The sequence below is a fragment of the Halorhodospira sp. 9622 genome (genome assembly GCF_022228025.1).
GTDB lineage: Bacteria > Pseudomonadota > Gammaproteobacteria > Nitrococcales > Halorhodospiraceae > Halorhodospira > Halorhodospira halophila_A.
The window spans coordinates 44,779-61,943 of record NZ_JAJNRE010000010.1; the positions used below are offsets into that span (position 1 = coordinate 44,779).

A 17,165-nucleotide genomic window follows, 5' to 3' on the forward strand; every position below is an offset into this window, starting at 1 on the left:
TGGTAGCGTCAGGGCATGCGAAGCTTGATCCCACCCCTGGTTGTCGGGCTCGCAGCGATTCTCGGGCTGGCCCTGTCGTTGGCGGCCGGGGCCGGCGAGTCCGAGACCGACGTCGAGTTGCCGCGGTTCCCATCGATCAGCCCCGACGGCGAGCAACTGGTGTTCAGTTGGGGCGGCGACCTGTGGCGGGTCAGCGCCACCGGCGGGACCGCGACCCGGCTGACCGGCCATCGTCTCGACGATCTCCATTCCAGTTGGTCCGCCGACGGGCAGAAACTGGTCTTCGCCTCCTTGCGTGACGGTTATCTCAATCTCTGGCGCATGCGACCAGACGGAACCGGGCTGCAGCAGGTTACCCACGGCGATCGCTTCCTGCGCAGCCCCGGGTTTGGTGTGGACCGCGACGGCGAACCGCTGATTACCTTCTCGGGGCAGCTGGAGGCCGACGTTTACCGCGACCAGCGCCCCTATGGCGTGGTGCCAGATGGCGGTGAGCCGCAGCGGCTGCACGACGCCTTCGGATCCGAACCGAGCGTCTCCCCGGATGGCCGCCACGTCGCGTTTACCCGGGGAGGGGCCTATCACGGCTGGAGTCGGCGGCACTACCGCGGTCCGGACGCCCGGGATCTATGGCTGTACGATCGTGACGAGGATGCCTTCGCTGCCCTGACCCGGCGCAGCGAGGGGGATGACGGGCGCGCAAAGTGGCTGGACGATCAGACGCTGGTCTTCCTCTCGGATCGGGAAGACGACACGGTGAATCTCTTCCGCATCGGCCTGGAGGGTGAGTCCGGCGGTGTCGAACGCCTGACCGACTTCGATCAGCGTGACGTGCAGGCGTTCGACGTGGCCCCGGAGGCGGGCCGGGCGGTGCTCCAGGTCTGGGACCGGCTCTACCTCCTTGATCTCGAGGCGGCGGATCCCGCTCCGGAGCCGGTCGCCCTGCGCGCTGGAGATCCGGGACATGACCGCTACGAGCTGCGTTCGGTGGGGCGCCAGGTCAGTGAGGCGGCGCTGAGCCCCGACGGCCAGGTAATGGCGTACATTGCCTACGGCCGGGTCTACATACGGCACATGGACGAGCATAGCCCCACGCGGCCCGTCACCCCGGACACCCACGCCCGTCACCAAGACCTGCGTTGGTCGCCGGACGGGTTGCGGCTTTACTTCACCCGGGATAGCGGGGACTCCGAGTCGATCTACACCGCTGGGGTGGCCCTGACCCGCGGCGAGGTCCGTCGGGGCTGGGTGAGCCCGGCAGAGGCTGATGCATCCGCGGGCGTGGAGCGGTCCCCCGAGGCCGGGGAGCGGCCCCCGGTGCAGGAGGGCAACGGCAACGGTGCGGCGTCTGATCCGGACGACCCGTTCGCGCCCACCGATCCGGTGGACCCGCCGCCGGAACCGGGCGATCCGCGCCTCGACCCCGGACCCACGGACCCGGTTTCGCCGCCGGAGCCCGACCCGGAGCCGGCCCCGGAGTCCGAGCCGTTATCCGCCTTGGAGGCCGATCCGGTGCCTCCGGCTGCGGATCCGGAGCGCTGGCACGACGCGCTGCAGTTCACCGTGCGACCGCTGGTTGAGACCGAGGCGAACGAGCGCGATGCGCGGCCATCCCCGGACGGGACACGGATCGCGTTTCGCCGGGGCCGTGGAGATCTCGTTGTCCAGGACATCGACGGGAACGAAGCGCACACGCTGGTCGAAGGTTGGGATGCCACCATTGACTGGCGCTGGTCGCCGGACGGCCGGTACATCGCCTACGCGCAGAACGATCTGGACTTCAGCGCCAACATCTTCATCGTCCCTGCCGACGGCTCGGCGGACCCAATCAATATCACGCGCCACCCCCGCAACGACCTCAACCCGGGCTGGTCCGCCGACGGGCGCGTGCTGACGTTCGTATCAAACCGTAGCGGCGATAGCTACGACCTCTACCGGGTCTACCTGGATCCGGATCTGGCGCGTTACAGCCGCCTGGAGCTCGATCGCTACTATCGCCGCGGGCGCGAGGCGCAGCAGAAGCGTGAGCCGCTGCCGGTCCTGGCCGCCGGCAGCGTGGATGTTACGCGGGACGACACGGGTGCCGAGGATCCGCCGGAGTTTGATCTGCAGGGGGCGTGGCGGCGGGTCGAGCGGGTGAGCCGCGCGGCGGGCAACGAATACGCGAACCGGATGACCCCCGCCGGCGACCGCTACGTCTTCAACAGTGCCGGCGAGGGGCTGATGGTCATGAATTGGGACGGCAGCGAGCGCCGGCGCCTGGGGCCCGTGGCCAATATCCAGCACCTGAGCCTGCGCGGCGACCGGGTGGTGTACGTCGCCGGGGGGCGCGCCGGCGTGGTGCAGCTCTCCGGCGGTGAGCACCAGCGCCCCGACATCAGTGACCGGATCCGCATCGACCGCCAGGCCCAGGCCGTCCAGAAATTTCGCGAGGCGGCGCGCGTCATCGAGGAGGGTTTCTACCAGCCGGACCTCAAGGGGCTGGACTGGGGGGCGCTGGTGGCCGACTACGAGGCGCTGATCCGCCGGGCGCGGACGGCCAGCGAATTCAGTGACATCGCCAACCGCCTGATGGGGGAACTGGCTGCCTCGCATACCGGCGTGAGCAATCCGGGGCCCGGATCGGCGCTGCGCGAGCCCTCCGGTCGGTTGGGCATCCGCCACGAGCGCGTGGCCCTGGCCGATGGCCGTGCGGGGTACCGGGTGCGTTCGGTGATTCCCGACGCGCCCGCCGCCCACGGACCCATGCCCCTGCAGCGCGGCGATACCATCGTGGCTATTGACGGGCGGGACCTGGATCCGGACGAGACCCTTCTCCAGCGCCTGCGCGGCCGGGTCGGTGACGAGCTGCTCATCGCTTTCCGCCGCCCGGAGGCCGACGGTGACGGCAGTCGGCTGCTGCACACGTTGGTGACCCCGGTCGACTATCCGGCGCTAGCGGAGCTGCGCTACGACGCCTTTCGGGAGGAGCGCCGCCGGCTCGTCGAAGATCGTTCCGAGGGCCGGCTCGGGTACATTCACATCCAGGCCATGAACCAGGCCTCCCTGGAGGCCTTTCAGGGGAGCCTGTACGCGGCGGCCGACGGAAAAGAGGGGCTCGTAATCGATGTGCGCAACAACGGTGGTGGGCACACCACGGACCGGATCCTGACCTCGATCATGGCGGCGGAGCACGCCTACACCGTGCCCGCAGGAGCCGATCCGGGGCGCACCGGACACTACCCGCAGGACCGCCTGGACGCCCCCCGCTACACGCTGCCGATCAACATGGTTGCCAATCAGAAGAGCTATTCCAACGCCGAGATCCTGGCGCACGCCTTCAACACCCTGGAGCGGGGGACCCTGGTCGGTGAGCAGACCTACGGCGGCGTGATCTCTACGGGGCGGCACACCCTGATCGATGGCGCTACGGTGCGGCGCCCCTTCCGCGGCTGGTACCTGCCGGACGGCACCGATATGGAGCACCACGGCGCCGAGCCGGAGATCCGGGTCCGTCAGCGCCCGGAGGATGAGGTGGCGGGGCGTGATCGCCAGCTCAAGGCGGCTGTGGACGACATGCTCGAGCGGCTCGGCGACCGCGAGTGAGTCCGGCGTACGCCCGTGGACTCAGTCGGAACCGGTAGCGCGGGAGCGTAGGAAACCGATCAGCTGCACGGCCAGGGGATCGGGCTGCAGAGTGCGGGCGCGCTGCAGCGCCTGCTCCGCCGCGCTCGGCTCGCCGGCGGCCAGCCGCCGGACCGCCTCCTGCAGCCACTGCTCGGCGGCCCGCTCGGTGCGGCGCAGCAGGGCCAGCTCCATGCCGCAGCGCCGGCAGTGCTCCGTGTGCTCCTCGGTCCGGGCGCGGCAGTTGGGGCAGCGGTTCATTAGGACTCCAGGTAGAACACCAGGTCGGAGAGGGCCTCGCGGGCCTGCTCGATGGCGGCCGCGTCCTCCTGCTCGAGCGCGTCGCGCAGCTGCTCGATGGCGTCGACAAGGTCCTCGCGATCCTCGGGGTTGGCCTGATCCAAGAGTCGTTCCGCCCGCTCGATCAACTCCGCGGTCCGGTTCCCGGGCGAATCCGCCACGGCCTGCCGGCCGGGTGACTCGGCGTCGCTGTCGATCAGGTCCTGGACCCGCTCGCGGGCCGCACCCATCTCCTCGCGCTCAAAGCGGGCCGTGGCGCTGTCGATGGTGATCTCCTTGCGCTTGCCGGTGAGTTTCTCGACCGAGGAGACGTGGAGGATGCCATTTACGTCCAGGGAGAAGGTGGTGATGATCACGTTACCGGCGGGCACATCGCTGAGTCCCTCGATGCGGAACGAGCCGATCTGGGTGTTGTTGAGCGCATCCGGGTCCTCGCCCTGGAAGACCCGGACGTCGATGGCCTCCTGCCCGTCGTACGAGGTGAAGAAGGCCTCGCTGCGGGTGACCGGGATGGGTGTGTTCTTGCGGATCACCGGGATGAAGCAGTAGGGATAGCGCTCGCCGTTGAGTTCGGCGATGGCGCTGGTGCCGAACGTGTACGGCGTGACGTCGACGAGCATGCTCGCCACCTGCTCCCCGGCGATCACCGCGCCTTGGATCGCCGCGCCCATCGCCACGCACAGATCCGGGTCGATCTCTCCGCGCGGCTGAACGCCGAGCAACTCCTCCAGGCGCTGCTGGATCCGCGGGGTGCGGGTGGTGCCGCCGACAAGCACGATCTCATCGAGGTCGTTCACCGCCAGTTCGGCGTCCTCGAGGGCGATGCGCACTGCCTCCAGGGTCTCGTCGAGCAGCGGTTCGATCATCTCTTCGTAATCGGCCCGGGTTAGGTCCACCGACAGGTTGATCGGGCCCTGCCGGCCCTCCAGCAGGTAGGCCTCCTCGATGCGGGCGATCGGCGTACCGGAGAGGTCCATCTTGGCGGCTTCGGCGGCGTGGCGGAGCCGAGCCATGGCGCGCGGATCGTCGGCCGGGTCGACCCCGTGGTCGTCCTTCACGTGGGCACGCAGCTGATCGACGATCAGGGCGTCGAAATCGTCGCCGCCGAGGTGGTTGTTGCCGTGGCTGGCGAGGACCTCCACCACGTCCTGCTCCATGCGCACGACGGAAACGTCGAAGGTGCCGCCGCCCAGGTCGTAGACAAGGATGTGGCGCCGTTCGGGCTGATCCCCTTCGTAGGCGAGCGCTGCGGCGGTAGGCTCGTTGATGATGCGCACCACGTCCAGTCCGGCCAGCGTGCCAGCGTCGCGGGTGGCCTGGCGCTGGGCGTCGGAGAAGTAAGCCGGCACCGTGATGACGGCCTTGCGGACCGGTTCGCCCAGTTGCACCTCGGCCGCCTGTTTGAGCCGGGCCAGGATCACCGCGGAGATCTCCTGGGGCGTGTAGCTGCGATCCCCCAGCGGGATCTTGATGTCTTCGCCCATGCGCCGCTTGATCGAGCGCACGGTCCGCTCCGGGTGCAGGGCCAGCTGGTTGCGGGCCGCCTGGCCGACAAGCAGGGCGCCGTGCTCGTCGAGCCCGACGGCGGAGGGCATCAGGTAGGCATCCTCGACCTCGATGAGCTGCACGCGGCCATTGCGGGCCACGGCAACCTCGGAATTCGTCGTGCCTAGGTCGATGCCGATGATGATGTCATTCACTACGTGCTGTCCCTCTTGTTGACGATAACCTCGGCGGTCCGCAGGACCCGGTCGCCGCGCAGGAAGCCTTGGCGGACCTCGCGCAGGACCACGCCGTGATCGGTTTCCGGCTCGGTGGCGGTGTCGACCGCGTGCATGGTTTGCGGGTCGAAGGGCTTTCGCACGGTCTCCTGGACCTGTACGCCGCGGCGCACCAGGATCTCATCCAGGTGGCGCAGGTTCATCTCCATGCCCTGGGCCATGCGGCCCAGGTAGCGCCGCGCCCCACCGAGCCGGGCCAGCCAGCCGGGCCGGTGGCTCGTGACTTGGCGGTGCCCGGCGGCGAGACGGTCGCGCAGGTCGATCAGTTCCTGGAGGAGGGCGTGTTCGGCGTCGTCGTGGGCCAGATCGGCGCGGCGGCGCTCCCGCTCCAGGTGTTCCTGCAGCTGCCGGTTCTGCTGACGCAGTGTCTCACAGTCCTCGCTGAGCTGATCCAGTGCGGTTTTGTACTGGCGTGACTCCAGGCGAACGTCGTTCTTGAGCGCTGCCATCTCGGTGAGCAGGGTATGGAGGTCCGGCGCCGGGGCCGTCTGCTCCGGCTGCGGTGCTTCCGCACTGCGCTCGAGATAGTCGCGGAAGCGATCGACCAGGGCTTCGCGCTCACTGCTGTCCATCACCGCTTGCCCCTTGGCCCCAGTACCGCACGGAAGGTCTCCTCATCGGGGCGTCCCGGCGCCTCGGTGGGCGCGGCCCGATCGAGGAGATCGATTGCCGTAGCCGGCCGGGTATCGAACAGCTCCTGGGCCAGGCGCAGCCGCTCGGTCCGGATGGCCTGGTACGCCTGGCGCAGGGCCTCGAAGCGTCGGGCGTCGCGCTCCGGCGGACAGGCTCGGACCGCGGCCAGATACGCCGCGTGGATGGCCGCGTCATCGGCGTCGCGCTCGACGCCCAGACAGAGGTATGGGTCCGCGTGTTCGAGATCGGGCCTTGGCATCGGGTTCAGGGTCTTATCCATAGACGGTGCTCGGGTCAAGGGCCTGCGTCGTTCAGGCACCGTGCTCCGGGTCGGGGATCAGCCGCTTGATCAGAACCCCGGCCCGGTGGGCCGTACGCTTGTCATCACTGCGGCGCGCCTGCCGGAAGGCCCGGCGGAGCTGGTCGAGCTCCCGGCTGGTGGGGCGGCCGGCTTCCTCGTTCGCGTATCGTGCCTCTAGGTTGTGCACGGTGAACAGCGGGTCCTCCAGGCGGTGGCGCAGTGCCTCGCGGGCGAAGCGGCCGCGCAGCTCCTCCTGGCCCGCCGCACGCAGCGCCTCGCAGACCGCAGCGTAATCGTCCAGGTCGAGGGTCCGGATGCGGACGGCTCGGCGCAGGGCCGGGGCGAAGGGCCCCAGGGCGCGGTCGAGGATGCCACTGGCCTCCGCGGCGACTTCGTGAATCCATTCGCAGAGATCCCGCAGCTGCTGCCGGTCGATCCGTTTCGGGGGGTTCAGGCCGCTTTGCACGAGCACTGTCGCGGCCGGCTGGCCGGCGAGTTCGGCCTCGGTGGCCAGCGCCAGGGCGTGGCCGAGGGTGCGGCCGTCGGTGAGGGTCCGAGCACGCCAACGGTGGGGTTTGGTGCCGCTGCCGTGGGTGGCGTCGACGACGGTACGCAGCCGTTCGAGCTGGGCCTGCGCCGCCGCCGAGTCCGCCCAGGTCTCCGCCTGGGCCAGGGCCGTGTGGGCAGCCTCCGGGTTCCCCTCGGCGCAGGCGGAGCGTGCGCGGGACAGCAGGGCGTCGTGGAGCACGGTCCGGGCCCGGCGATTGATCGGGTCGCGTTCGAGGATTCGCCGGGCGAAGTCCGCAGCCCCCTCGAAATCTTCACCGTGCAGCGCGAGTTCCAGTGCCTCCTGGAGCAGGGAGCGATCCTCGGGCCAGCGGGCCAGGGCCTGATCCACCGATCGGCGGGCTTGGGCGATGCGGCCGCAGTCGCGGTGGCGCTGGATGAGCAGCCGATGGCCGGGGAGATGATCCGGATCCAGGGTGACGCTCTCGGCCAGGGCGTTTTCGGCTTCGGCCGCGAGGGGGGTGTGGAGCAGACCCAGCTCGCTGGCCAAGCGGCGCTGGATTGCGGCGATACGCAAGGCGTTCTGGTCTCCGGGGACCGGCTCGGCATCGGCGCGAAGCGCGGCGATTACTGCCTGCCAGGCTGCCAGGACAGCGGTGTAGTCATCGGCCTGGAAACACTCGGTGCACCAGGCCTGCAGGAGCGCCTGCTCGAACTCGTCGGCCTCTTCGGGCAGCACCAGTGCGCGGCCATGGACGGCCACCTCCTGGAAGGCGAGGCGGATTCGTTGCCGACGGAACCACTGCTCGCCGAGCTCACTTCGCCAGTCCGCCAGGACGGCGGGTAGATCGGCGTCTGGCTGCGGTGCTTCGGGCCTGAAGAGCTCGCGCCAAAGCTCGTAACGCTGCGTCGACCAGCCACGCAGCGCAGTGGCGAAGCGGCGTAGGGGTTCGTCGACCCGGGTCAGTGCCGGCAGCAGCTCGGGGTCGGGGAGTCGGGCTAGCCGTGCGGCCTCGGCCAACGGAGCGAAGGGTGAGGAGTCATCGACGCCCTCGAGCAGACGTTCGGCGGACAGCTGCTGCTCCGGCTCGATCATGAGCGCCTTGAGCACGGTCACGAAGTCGCGGTAGGGCGAGCGGTACGGGATCGTCCGCAGATGCTGGGCGGCGACCTCATCCTGACCCGTGCAGTAAGCCGCCAGGGCTGCCAGTGCCGTATCGCCATCGGCGCGCACGGGGTCTTCGGGATCCAGCTCTGCCAGGCGCTCGGGGGCGGCGAGGTAGCAAGCCGCGAGGTGAGGGCGGGCCCGGCTCAGCGGCTCCGTTGCTCCGGCCTCGCACATGCGGATGTAGGCAGCCTGTGCGGCTTCGGCCTCGTCGAGTTCCAGCAGTAGACGGATCTGCTCCGGTTCCGGCAGGGCGCCGGGGCAACGCCACTCGCGGTTCTCCCAAATGGCCAATGCCTCGCGGGGCATGCCCTTGGCAGCGAGTTCCAGGGCGCGCCCGCGGTAGGCTGCGGCGAGGCCCTCGGCCCAGGTGCTCTCTGGCTCGGTCTGCGCCAGGGTGCGGTAGTGCTTGATGGCCTCTCGGTAGCGCCCAGCTGCGAGCGCCTGGCGCGCGTACGGCTCCACCGTCATGTGCGCGGTGTGCAGCGGCGGCTGCTGTTGTTGCCGCGAGGACAGTTGCTCGGACACGTCGACCCCTTGCTTGCCGCTCCGGTGGCGGGCACCCGACGTCGCGGGCCCGTGGGGAGCATGATACGCGTGCAGGCAGCTGCGCTCATCCTTGCACGGCGTGGACGGCGCAGGGGCGGTGCCGCCAGGATGGTTTTGGGTGACGAAAAAGAGCATTGATGATGGTCAAAAAGAGTGCTGACTGATAAGTTGTTGCGCGATGCCTTCCGGTCCCGGTCCGCTACTGAGCGGGCAGGGCGGCTCCGGGCCGATGCACCGCAGGCTGGGCAGCGCACGATCAATACAAGGTGAGGCATGAGCGTCGATTTCTTCTATAACTTCCTGGCGGGCCTCGGGTATACCCATCCGGTGCACCCGATCGCGGTCCACGTCACCATCGGGTTGGTGGTGGCAGCGCTGGTCTTCGCGCTTGTAGCGCGGTCACCGCGGTACGAGAAGTACGCGATCACGGCGCGTCACTGCGTGACGCTGGGCTTCATCATGGTCTTCCCGACCATCCTGCTCGGCTTCATGGACTGGCTCTACTACTACGGGGGCAACTGGACGACCACCTTCAAGATCAAGGTCTCGTTCGGCATCGTGCTCGCCGTGCTGCTGGGAATCGCGGCTATTCTTCCGGCCAGGCTGACCTACCGCTCGCCGGCGGTGCTGGCCAGCTACCTGGCGTCGTTCCTGGTGGTGGTCGTACTCGGCTACTACGGCGGTGAGCTGGTCCACGGTTCGGCCAGTCCGGCCGCGGACGAGGAGGTGGATGAAGACCCGGATGCCCGGGTTTCCTACGCGCAGATCGACCGGATCATGCGGGATGCCTGTGTCTCCTGTCATGCTCCCGGGAACGCCATCTGGGACCTGGATCTGACCTCGTACGAAGCGCTCATGGACGGGAGCAAGAACGGCCCGATCGTGGTGCCCGGCGAGCCCGGCGAGAGTGAGCTGGTCAAGCGCATCGACGGCACGGCCGATGTGCAGATGCCGCTTGGCGGCAGCCTCTCCGAGCGCGACAAGGACCGGATCATCCGCTGGGTCGAGCAGGGCGCCGAGAAGGACTAGAGGAAGAGGGTATGGGCGAGGCGCCGCCGATCCTCCAGCCGATCCAGTTGCCGCGCATGGCCCACTGCCCCGGGGCCGTGGAGTGGCTGCGACCCTGGGCCGAAGAGCTCTGCCCCGGGCCCGGCACCCTGGTGCTGGTCACCGGGCGGGCTACGCTCGCGCATCTGCCGGCGGCCCGGCAGGCGGTCGGCGAACTGGAGGCCCGGGGATGGAGCCTGGCGACGGTGACCGTCAGCGGTGAGCCGAGCGCCGAGTGGGTGGATGAGCAGCGTCAGCACCTGCCTGCTGGGGGTGTCGACCTGGTTGTGGCGCTCGGCGGGGGCAGTGTCCTAGATGTCGGCAAAACCCTGGCGGCGATGGCCTGCGAGCAGGGCCCGACGCGGGCCTATCTAGAGGGGGTCGGGGATCGCGCACCTTCCGGGCGCCGCGTCCCATGGATCGCCGTGCCGACCACCATGGGCACCGGCAGTGAGGTGACCCACAACGCCGTACTCGGTCAACCCGGTCTGGAGCGGGGCTACAAGAAGTCGCTGCGCCACCCCGGGTACGTAGCCGACCGGGTGCTCCTCGACGCACGACTGACGGCCTCAGTGCCCCGGGCGGTGGTGGCCAGCGCGGGGATGGACGCCTTCTCGCAGTTGCTTGAGAGCTACCTGGCGCCCACGACCTCGCCGTTGCTGGATTGTTGGCTGATGTATGCGCTTGAGCAGGCAGGTGCGGCGCTTCCGGAACTGATCTGCCGCCATGGGGACGCGGATCTGGAGGCTCAGCGCCACGCCATGGCTCTGGCCGCCACTGTCTCGGGTGTGGCGTTGACCCATACGGGCCTGGGCATCGTGCACGGGCTCATCGGGCCGCTTGGAGCGGTGGCGCCGGTCCCGCACGGAGTGGCATGTGCCAACGTGCTGTCGCCGGCGATGCGTCAGACGCTCGCCGAGGCCCGCGCCGTAGGTGGCGCGACGCAGGAGCGGGTGGAGCAGCGGATGGCTGCGGTCTCGGTCCAGCTTGGCGGCGGTTCCCGGGCCGACGAGCTGATCGAAGCCCTCGACCACTGGCGTCACCAGGCCCGGTTGCACGCCGGCCTTCCCGGGCTGGCCGGCTACGGTATCGACCATCGCCACCTGGACGCCGTGGTCGAGAAGGGGTCGAACCGGCGCAACGCGGTTGCGTTGAGCCCCGAGCAGTGGCGGTCCATTCTGGAAGAGAGCCTGTAGGTACCTCAGAAATGCATGCTTACGAAGATCTCAATGGTGCAGATCGGCCCGCTTGTCCGGCGCATTGGATCCTGGCGCCAGCCGCGCTGGCTTTGGCGGCCCTCGGTACCGCCCTGAACCCTCCGCAGATCCACGAGCTCCGCATCGATGGTGGCACGGTGCTGCAGCCCGTGGCCCTGGAACACGTCATGGAGCGTCGGCCGCAGGGGCCACCACCCTGGGGTGACGTGGAGCAGGTCTCGCCGGAGGAGGTTGAGGAAATCACAGCGCCGGCCGGGGACACGCGTGGCGCCCCCGGAGCCGAGGGGGGCAGCGGGATGTACCAGCGGCCCGACTGACGCCCCAGGTGGTCCGTCGCTGGTCGGCCGATTACTGGGACTGGTTGCGCGCCTCGAGTTCCTGCCAGCGCTCGTAGGTGGCCTCCAGGCGCGACTCAAGCTCCCCCAGCTGCTCCTGCAGCGAGGCAAGATGCCCATCGTCGCTCTGGTAAAGTGCGGGATCGGCCAACCGCTCGTGCAGCTGTGCCTGCTCCTGTTCAAGGGCCTCGATACGCTCCGGCAGGCCGGCCAGCTCCTGCTCCTCGCGCCGGGTCAGTCGCTTCGGCGCACCTGAGCTGCGCCCTCCCGACGTTCGCCTGCCAGTGTCCGGGGCGTCGTTGTCCGGCGATGCCTTGGCGCCGCGCTCGGAGCGGCGTTGCGCGGCCGGTCCGGGGCGCTGTCGCTGCCAGTCGGTATAACCGCCGGCGTATTCGCGGAAGCGGCCATCGCCCTCATAGGCCAGGCTCTGCGTGACCACCGCGTCGAGGAAGGCGCGGTCGTGGCTGACCACCAGCACCGTCCCGGAGAAATCCAGCAGTCGGTCCTCGAGCAGTTCCAGGGTCTCGGCATCGAGATCGTTGGTTGGCTCGTCGAGCACCAAAAGGTTGGCCGGTTGGCTGAACAGCCGGGCCAGCAACAGGCGGTTGCGCTCCCCGCCTGAGAGTGCCCGCACCGGCTGACGGGCGCGCTGCGGCGGGAACAGGAAGTCCTGCAGGTAGCTGAGCACGTGGCGGGACTGGCCGTTGATCTCGATGTGCTCGCGCCCCCCGCCGACGTTGTCCTGAACACTGGCGTCCTCGTCGAGCACGGCGCGCTGTTGGTCGAAGTAGGCGATCTCCAGCCGGGTGCCGCGGCGGATGGTCCCGTGGGTTGGTTCCAGTGCCCCGAGCAGCAGCCGAATGAGGGTGGTCTTGCCGCAGCCGTTGGGTCCGATGAGGCCCACCTTGTCGCCGCGCAGGACGGTGGTGTTCAGATCCCGGATGATGGTGGCGTCGTTGTAGGCAAAGTCTACTGCTTCGGCGTCGGCGACAATCTTGCCCGAGCGCTCCGCTTCTTGAACGCTGAAGCGCGCCTTGCCCTGATGCTCACGGCGCTCGGCCCGTTCGGCGCGCATGCGCTGGAGTTCCCGGACTCGTCCCTGGTTGCGGGTGCGCCGGGCCTTGATGCCCTGTCGGATCCAGGCTTCCTCCTGGGCCAGGCGCTTGTCGAATTCGGCGCGCTGCTGCTCCTCGGCGTGGAGGCGCTCTTCGCGGCGGCGCAGGTAGTTCTGGTAGTCGCCCGGGTAGCTGATCAGTGCTCCGCGGTCGATCTCCACGATGCGCGTGGCCAGGCTCTGCAGGAAGGCACGGTCGTGGGTGATGAACAGCAGCGCCCCTGGCCAGTCGCGGAGGAACCCCTCAAGCCAGGTGATGGCCTCGATGTCCAGGTGGTTGGTCGGCTCGTCGAGCAGGAGCAGGTCCGGGGCCGTGACCAGTGCGCGGCCGAGCAGCACGCGACGCTGCACGCCGCCGGAGAGGTTCGCCATGGCTGCCTCGGGGTCGAGGTCCAGGCGGGAGATCACGGCCTCGACTCGCTGCTTCAGGTCCCATCCGCCCTGGGCGTCCAGCGCGTCCTGGCAGGCCTGCATCTCGTCGAGGCGATCAGTGTCGCCGGCGGCAACGGCCTCGGCGACCCGGTGGTAACGCTCGACGGTCTCTCCCAGCTTGCCGAGGCCTGCGGCCACGTGTTGATAGACGGTGCCGCTGGTGTCCTCGGGCAACTCTTGGGCCAGTTGCGCGACCCGGACGCCCGGGTCGCAGAGGACCTGGCCGTCATCGGGTTCGACGGCGCCGGTGAGAATGCGCATTAGGGTAGATTTCCCGGCGCCGTTGCGTCCGACCAGGCAGACGCGTTCGCCTGATTCGACGGTCAGGTTGATGTCTTCCAGCAAGGGGGGGTGGTGCCCCAGGGCGAGTTGGACGTTGCGTAGCTCGAGTAGCGGCACAGGCTCCCTCAGTCGGCAGGCTCCAGGCGGTAAATCCCGCCATCGGATTCGTCGGTCAGCAGGTAGATATGGCCCCCGGGCCCTTCCTCAACAGCGCGAACCCGGCCCACGGTATCGCGCAGGATCTCTTCCTCGTGGACGACCGTTTCGTCCTCGATGACCACGCGGCGTATCGCCGGACGCACCAAGGCGCCGGCCAGGAAATCTCCCTCCCAGCGCGGGAACGCCTGGCCGCTGTAGTGATCCAGCCCTGAAGGGGCGATCGCCGGTGTCCAGTCACGGATGGGGGATTCCATGCCCTCGGCGTGGCGCCCGATGCCGATCTGCTCCTGGGTGGCGTAGTCGCGGCCGTGGGAGATGATCGGCCAGCCGTAGTTGTACCCCGCCTGGACCCGGTTGAGTTCGTCGCCGCCTCGCGGGCCGTGCTCAGTCTGCCAGATCGCGCCGGTCTCGGGGTGGATGAACTGGCCCTGGGCGTTGCGATGGCCGTAGGAGTAGATTTCGTCGCGCACCTGGTCGTCGGCCACGAACGGATTGTCCCCGGGGACCGAGCCGTCGTCGTTGAGGCGCAGGGTGGTACCAACGTGGTCGCCGGTGTCCTGCGCCCGGTGGGTATCCGGGTCGTGCTCGTCGTCGCCGCGATCGCCGACGGTCATCAGCAGGGTGCCGTCCGGCTTGAAGTCGATCCGCGACCCGTAGTGGCGGCCCGGGGTGGCGGCGGCATCGGCCACGAAGATCTCCTCGAGGTCGGTCAGCCGCGGCGCGCCGTCATCGAGGCGCGCCCTGGCCAGGGCCACGGTGGTTTCGTTGGCATCCCCCCGCGCGTACGTGAAGTACACCCAGCGGTTGTCGGTGAAGTCCGGATGCAGGGTGATATCCAGCATCCCGCCCTGGTTGCGCGCGTGGATGCGGTCGGGCCCGCCGGACAAGCGCTCCACCCGGCCGTCTTCGACCCGATTGATGCGACCCGGCCGTTCGGTGACCAGCATGCCACCTTCGGGCAGGAAAGCCAGTCCCCAGGGGTGTTCCAAATCGGTGGCGACTTGCACGATGCGCACACCGTGATACTCCGTATCGTGATGAGCCTCGATGACCTCTTCGGCCAGGGCGGCCCCGCCGATCAGCGAGAACCCGGTCAGGGTGGCGATACGCGGCGTGACTCGGACCATGGCGCCTGCTCCATGCTAGCGTAGACCTTATACGGCCCTTACCATTCAAGCAGAGGAGGTCCGTCGTGGACAGCATACGCTCGCGAACCGGCGTTCCGATGGAGGTGATCGATCTCCACTTCCAGGGCAAGGCCGGGCGCATTGCCAGTTTCCTGATCCGTCATCAAGGCGGGGCGATGCTGATCGAGAGCGGCCCCGGCAGCACGATCGGCGGCTTGGAGTTCGAGCTTCGGCGGCGGGGCCTGGCGCCGACGGATATCACCCACCTGCTGCTCACCCATATTCACCTCGACCACGCCGGTGCCGCCGGTTGGCTGGCCCGTCAGGGCGCCCATGTGTACGTGCACCCGCGGGGTGCCCCCCATCTGATCGACCCCGGCCGTCTGCTCGATAGCGCCTCGCGGATCTATGGAGACGACATGGATCGGCTCTGGGGGGAGTGCCTGCCGGTGCCCGAGGAGCAGATCACCACACTCGATGACGGTGACGAGGTCGCCGTGGGCGGAGTCGGCGTGGTCGCCCTGGACACGCCGGGGCATGCCGAGCACCACCTGGCCTTCCAGCTCGACGATGTCTGCTTCACCGGTGACGTGGGCGGCGTGCGCATGCCCCACTCAGGGGTGGTCATCCCGCCCGCGCCGCCACCGGAGTTCGACCCGCAGCGGTGGCGGCAGAGCTTGGCGCACATCGCTGCGCAACAACCGGAGTACCTGGCGCTGACCCATTTTGGCCTGTTCCTGGATCCGCCGGAGCATCTGGCGGCCCTGCGCCGTGGCCTGCGCGACCTGACGCGCTGGGCGGACGAAACGGTGGCCGAGGCGAACGATGTCGCCGATCTGCAGGCCCGTTACACCGCCTGGCTAGAGGCGTGGGCGCTGGAGCAGGGGCTGGATCCGGCGGACTGGGCCGGGCATCAGGCGATCAATCCGGCCTGGATGTCCGCACTGGGGCTGCGGCGCTACTGGAAGCAGAAGCAGGGCTGACGTCCTGCATCCCGATACGACGAGGAGGCTGCATGGCAGCGGGGTCTAGCTACGATGATCTGCCCATGGAGTGGGTGGGCAATTGGGCCGGGCGGCGCGCTGCGCTGACCCCGGAGCGGATGGCGCTCTACGAGCCGGACAGCGAGCGTTGCATCACCTATCGCCAGGCCGATCAGCGGGCCGAGCGTGCTGCGGCCCTGTTGACCGAGACCCTGGGGATCGGCCCCCGCGAACCGGTCTGCCTTCTGTCGCGCAATCGGCTCGAGGCGGTCGATCTCTATCTTGCCTGTGGCAAGACCGGTGTGATCCTGGCGCCGCTGTCTTACCGCCTGGCGCAACCTGAGCTCAACGACCTGGTCCGGCGGGTTGCGCCGCGCGCCCTGTTCTACGATGAGGCCTTCGCCGAGCTGGCCGCGGACCTGGATTTGCCCGCCGGCGCCCAGCGTGTCGAGCTGGCCGATGGGCGCGGCCGGTGGTTCGAGGCCGTGGATGCGGGCGAGGATCCGCGCACCGGTCAGAACCGTCCGCTGGCCCTCTCGGACCCGTGTCTCTACGTGCACACCGGTGGAACCACGGCCACGCCCAAGATCTGCGTGGTTTCCCATCGGCAGATGGTCTGGAACGCCGTGGACATTCTGGTCAGCAGTGGCGGATCGCTCGGGCCTCAGCAGGAGCTGCTGACCTTTCCGTTGTTCCATATCGGTGGCTGGAACACCCTAACTCCGGTGTTCTACGCCGGCGGCTACACCGTCATGCCGCGCAGCTTCGACGCCGGGCAGGCCCTGGAGCTGATCGAGGTGGAGGGGATCACCCATTTCGGTGCAGTTGAGGCCATGCTGCAGTTAATGGCCGAGCATCCGCGCTTCGCCGGGGTGGATATGAGCACGCTGGAGCAGATCACGACTGCCGGTGCGCCCTGTTCCTCCTGGACCATGCAGCCGTTCTGGCAGCGGGGGATCCGTGTCAGTCAGTCCTACGGGATGACCGAGGCGGGTCCGTCGAACTTCCTCTATGTCGGTGATGATCAGGGCATCGATGAACTGCGCGAGCACCACGACTCGGTGGGCACCTCGATGTTTCACACGGACTACCGCATCGTCGATCCCGAACGGCTAGAGCCGGTGCGCCGGGGTGAGGTCGGCGTGCTGCTGATGCGCAGCCCCCACAACTTTGACGGCTACCTCGACGAGCCCGAGCGCAGTGCCGGGGCGCTGCTCGCGGACGGCTGGGTCTACAGCGGTGACCTGGCTCACGAGGATGCTGAGGGCTATGTGCGCCTGGTCGGCCGCGCGGACAACATGTTTATCAGCGGCGGCGAGAACATCGCCCCGGAGGAGGTGGAGCAGGTCCTGCTGCGCCACGCCGGTGTTCGCAAGGCGGCGGTGGTGGGCGTGCCCGACCCGCGCTGGGGTGCGGTGCCGGCGGTTGCGGTGGTCGCACGCGAGGGTGCCGATGTCGATGCGGCGCAGATCCTACAGTTTGCCGAGCGGGAGCTGGCACGGTACAAGGTGCCGCGGTTGATTCGCTTTTACGAGGATCTGCCGCTGACCGGCGCCGGCAAGGTGGACCGCAACCGCGTCCGCGAGCAGCTTGCCGGGGAGGCAGGGGCGTCATCGGGAGAGGAGTAGGC

At 68.8% G+C, this 17,165-nt stretch carries 13 protein-coding genes; 6 read left to right on the forward strand and 7 right to left on the reverse strand.

The features are described from left to right. Positions 1–15 precede the first annotated feature (15 nt). Positions 16–3,585 (forward strand): S41 family peptidase, encoded by a 3,570-nt coding sequence (locus LRG07_RS07465; RefSeq protein WP_238642075.1) that lies wholly within the window; start codon positions 16–18, stop codon positions 3,583–3,585. Positions 3,586–3,606: 21 nt separating this feature from the next. Here LRG07_RS07465 and LRG07_RS07470 read toward each other — a convergent pair whose 3' ends face one another. The 5 genes from LRG07_RS07470 to LRG07_RS07490 are packed head-to-tail and all read right to left on the reverse strand — an operon-like array spanning position 3,607 to position 8,818. Continuing rightward, positions 3,607–3,864 (reverse strand): hypothetical protein, encoded by a 258-nt coding sequence (locus LRG07_RS07470; RefSeq protein ID WP_238632892.1) that lies wholly within the window; start codon positions 3,862–3,864, stop codon positions 3,607–3,609. Continuing rightward, on the reverse strand, positions 3,864–5,603 hold the full coding sequence (locus LRG07_RS07475) for an Hsp70 family protein (RefSeq protein ID WP_238632890.1): 1,740 nt from the start codon (positions 5,601–5,603) through the stop codon (positions 3,864–3,866). The genes LRG07_RS07470 and LRG07_RS07475 overlap by 1 nt, the downstream gene beginning before the upstream one ends. Further along, the gene (locus LRG07_RS07480) at positions 5,603–6,256 is read right to left on the reverse strand and encodes a nucleotide exchange factor GrpE (protein ID WP_238642076.1); all 654 of its coding nucleotides are present in this window, start codon (positions 6,254–6,256) and stop codon (positions 5,603–5,605) included. The genes LRG07_RS07475 and LRG07_RS07480 overlap by 1 nt, the downstream gene beginning before the upstream one ends. Beyond that, positions 6,256–6,597, reverse strand: a complete 342-nt coding sequence (locus LRG07_RS07485; protein WP_201167733.1) for a molecular chaperone DnaJ — start codon at positions 6,595–6,597, stop codon at positions 6,256–6,258. Before LRG07_RS07485 ends, LRG07_RS07480 begins: the two co-directional genes overlap by 1 nt. Positions 6,598–6,628: 31 nt before the next feature. Continuing rightward, positions 6,629–8,818: a hypothetical protein gene (locus tag LRG07_RS07490; RefSeq protein ID WP_238642077.1), complete on the reverse strand. Its 2,190-nt coding sequence runs from the start codon at positions 8,816–8,818 to the stop codon at positions 6,629–6,631. Positions 8,819–9,112: 294 nt separating this feature from the next. Here LRG07_RS07490 and LRG07_RS07495 point away from each other — a divergent pair, with 294 nt between their 5' ends. Genes LRG07_RS07495 through LRG07_RS07505 form a run of 3 tightly spaced genes read left to right on the forward strand, consistent with a single transcriptional unit; the run spans position 9,113 to position 11,420 of the window. Continuing rightward, positions 9,113–9,868 carry a c-type cytochrome domain-containing protein gene (locus LRG07_RS07495; RefSeq protein ID WP_201167729.1) on the forward strand — a complete coding sequence of 252 codons (756 nt, stop codon included), beginning with the start codon at positions 9,113–9,115 and terminating at the stop codon, positions 9,866–9,868. Positions 9,869–9,879: 11 nt separating this feature from the next. Beyond that, positions 9,880–11,082 (forward strand): iron-containing alcohol dehydrogenase, encoded by a 1,203-nt coding sequence (locus LRG07_RS07500; RefSeq protein ID WP_238642078.1) that lies wholly within the window; start codon positions 9,880–9,882, stop codon positions 11,080–11,082. An 11-nt stretch (positions 11,083–11,093) separates the two neighbouring features. Next, positions 11,094–11,420 carry a hypothetical protein gene (locus tag LRG07_RS07505; protein WP_201167725.1) on the forward strand — a complete coding sequence of 109 codons (327 nt, stop codon included), beginning with the start codon at positions 11,094–11,096 and terminating at the stop codon, positions 11,418–11,420. 31 nt (positions 11,421–11,451) lie between these two features. Here LRG07_RS07505 and LRG07_RS07510 read toward each other — a convergent pair whose 3' ends face one another. Together LRG07_RS07510 and LRG07_RS07515 are read right to left on the reverse strand one after the other, a co-directional pair. Continuing rightward, positions 11,452–13,383, reverse strand: a complete 1,932-nt coding sequence (locus LRG07_RS07510) for an ATP-binding cassette domain-containing protein (protein ID WP_238632882.1) — start codon at positions 13,381–13,383, stop codon at positions 11,452–11,454. An 8-nt stretch (positions 13,384–13,391) separates the two neighbouring features. Beyond that, complete coding sequence (locus LRG07_RS07515; protein ID WP_201167721.1) at positions 13,392–14,552, reverse strand: PQQ-dependent sugar dehydrogenase; 1,161 nt, start codon at positions 14,550–14,552, stop codon at positions 13,392–13,394. Between the two features lie 65 nt (positions 14,553–14,617). Here LRG07_RS07515 and LRG07_RS07520 point away from each other — a divergent pair, with 65 nt between their 5' ends. Together LRG07_RS07520 and LRG07_RS07525 are read left to right on the forward strand one after the other, a co-directional pair. After that, positions 14,618–15,535 (forward strand): MBL fold metallo-hydrolase, encoded by a 918-nt coding sequence (locus tag LRG07_RS07520; RefSeq protein WP_238642079.1) that lies wholly within the window; start codon positions 14,618–14,620, stop codon positions 15,533–15,535. Positions 15,536–15,567: 32 nt separating this feature from the next. Continuing rightward, a complete protein-coding gene (locus LRG07_RS07525) occupies positions 15,568–17,163 on the forward strand; it encodes an AMP-binding protein (RefSeq protein WP_201167711.1) in 1,596 nt (531 codons plus the stop codon). The last annotated feature ends 2 nt before the right edge of the window (positions 17,164–17,165 follow it).

Bases quoted from the DNA above. Each gene is read 5' to 3' on its own strand.
- LRG07_RS07465 (WP_238642075.1), top strand. From the start codon at position 16: ATGCGAAGCTTGATCCCACCCCTGGTTGTCGGGCTCGCAGCGATTCTC.
- LRG07_RS07470 (WP_238632892.1), bottom strand. From the start codon at position 3,864: ATGAACCGCTGCCCCAACTGCCGCGCCCGGACCGAGGAGCACACGGAG.
- LRG07_RS07480 (WP_238642076.1), bottom strand. From the start codon at position 6,256: ATGGACAGCAGTGAGCGCGAAGCCCTGGTCGATCGCTTCCGCGACTAT.
- LRG07_RS07485 (WP_201167733.1), bottom strand. From the start codon at position 6,597: ATGGATAAGACCCTGAACCCGATGCCAAGGCCCGATCTCGAACACGCG.
- LRG07_RS07495 (WP_201167729.1), top strand. From the start codon at position 9,113: ATGAGCGTCGATTTCTTCTATAACTTCCTGGCGGGCCTCGGGTATACC.
- LRG07_RS07500 (WP_238642078.1), top strand. From the start codon at position 9,880: ATGGGCGAGGCGCCGCCGATCCTCCAGCCGATCCAGTTGCCGCGCATG.
- LRG07_RS07505 (WP_201167725.1), top strand. From the start codon at position 11,094: ATGCATGCTTACGAAGATCTCAATGGTGCAGATCGGCCCGCTTGTCCG.
- LRG07_RS07515 (WP_201167721.1), bottom strand. From the start codon at position 14,552: ATGGTCCGAGTCACGCCGCGTATCGCCACCCTGACCGGGTTCTCGCTG.
- LRG07_RS07525 (WP_201167711.1), top strand. From the start codon at position 15,568: ATGGCAGCGGGGTCTAGCTACGATGATCTGCCCATGGAGTGGGTGGGC.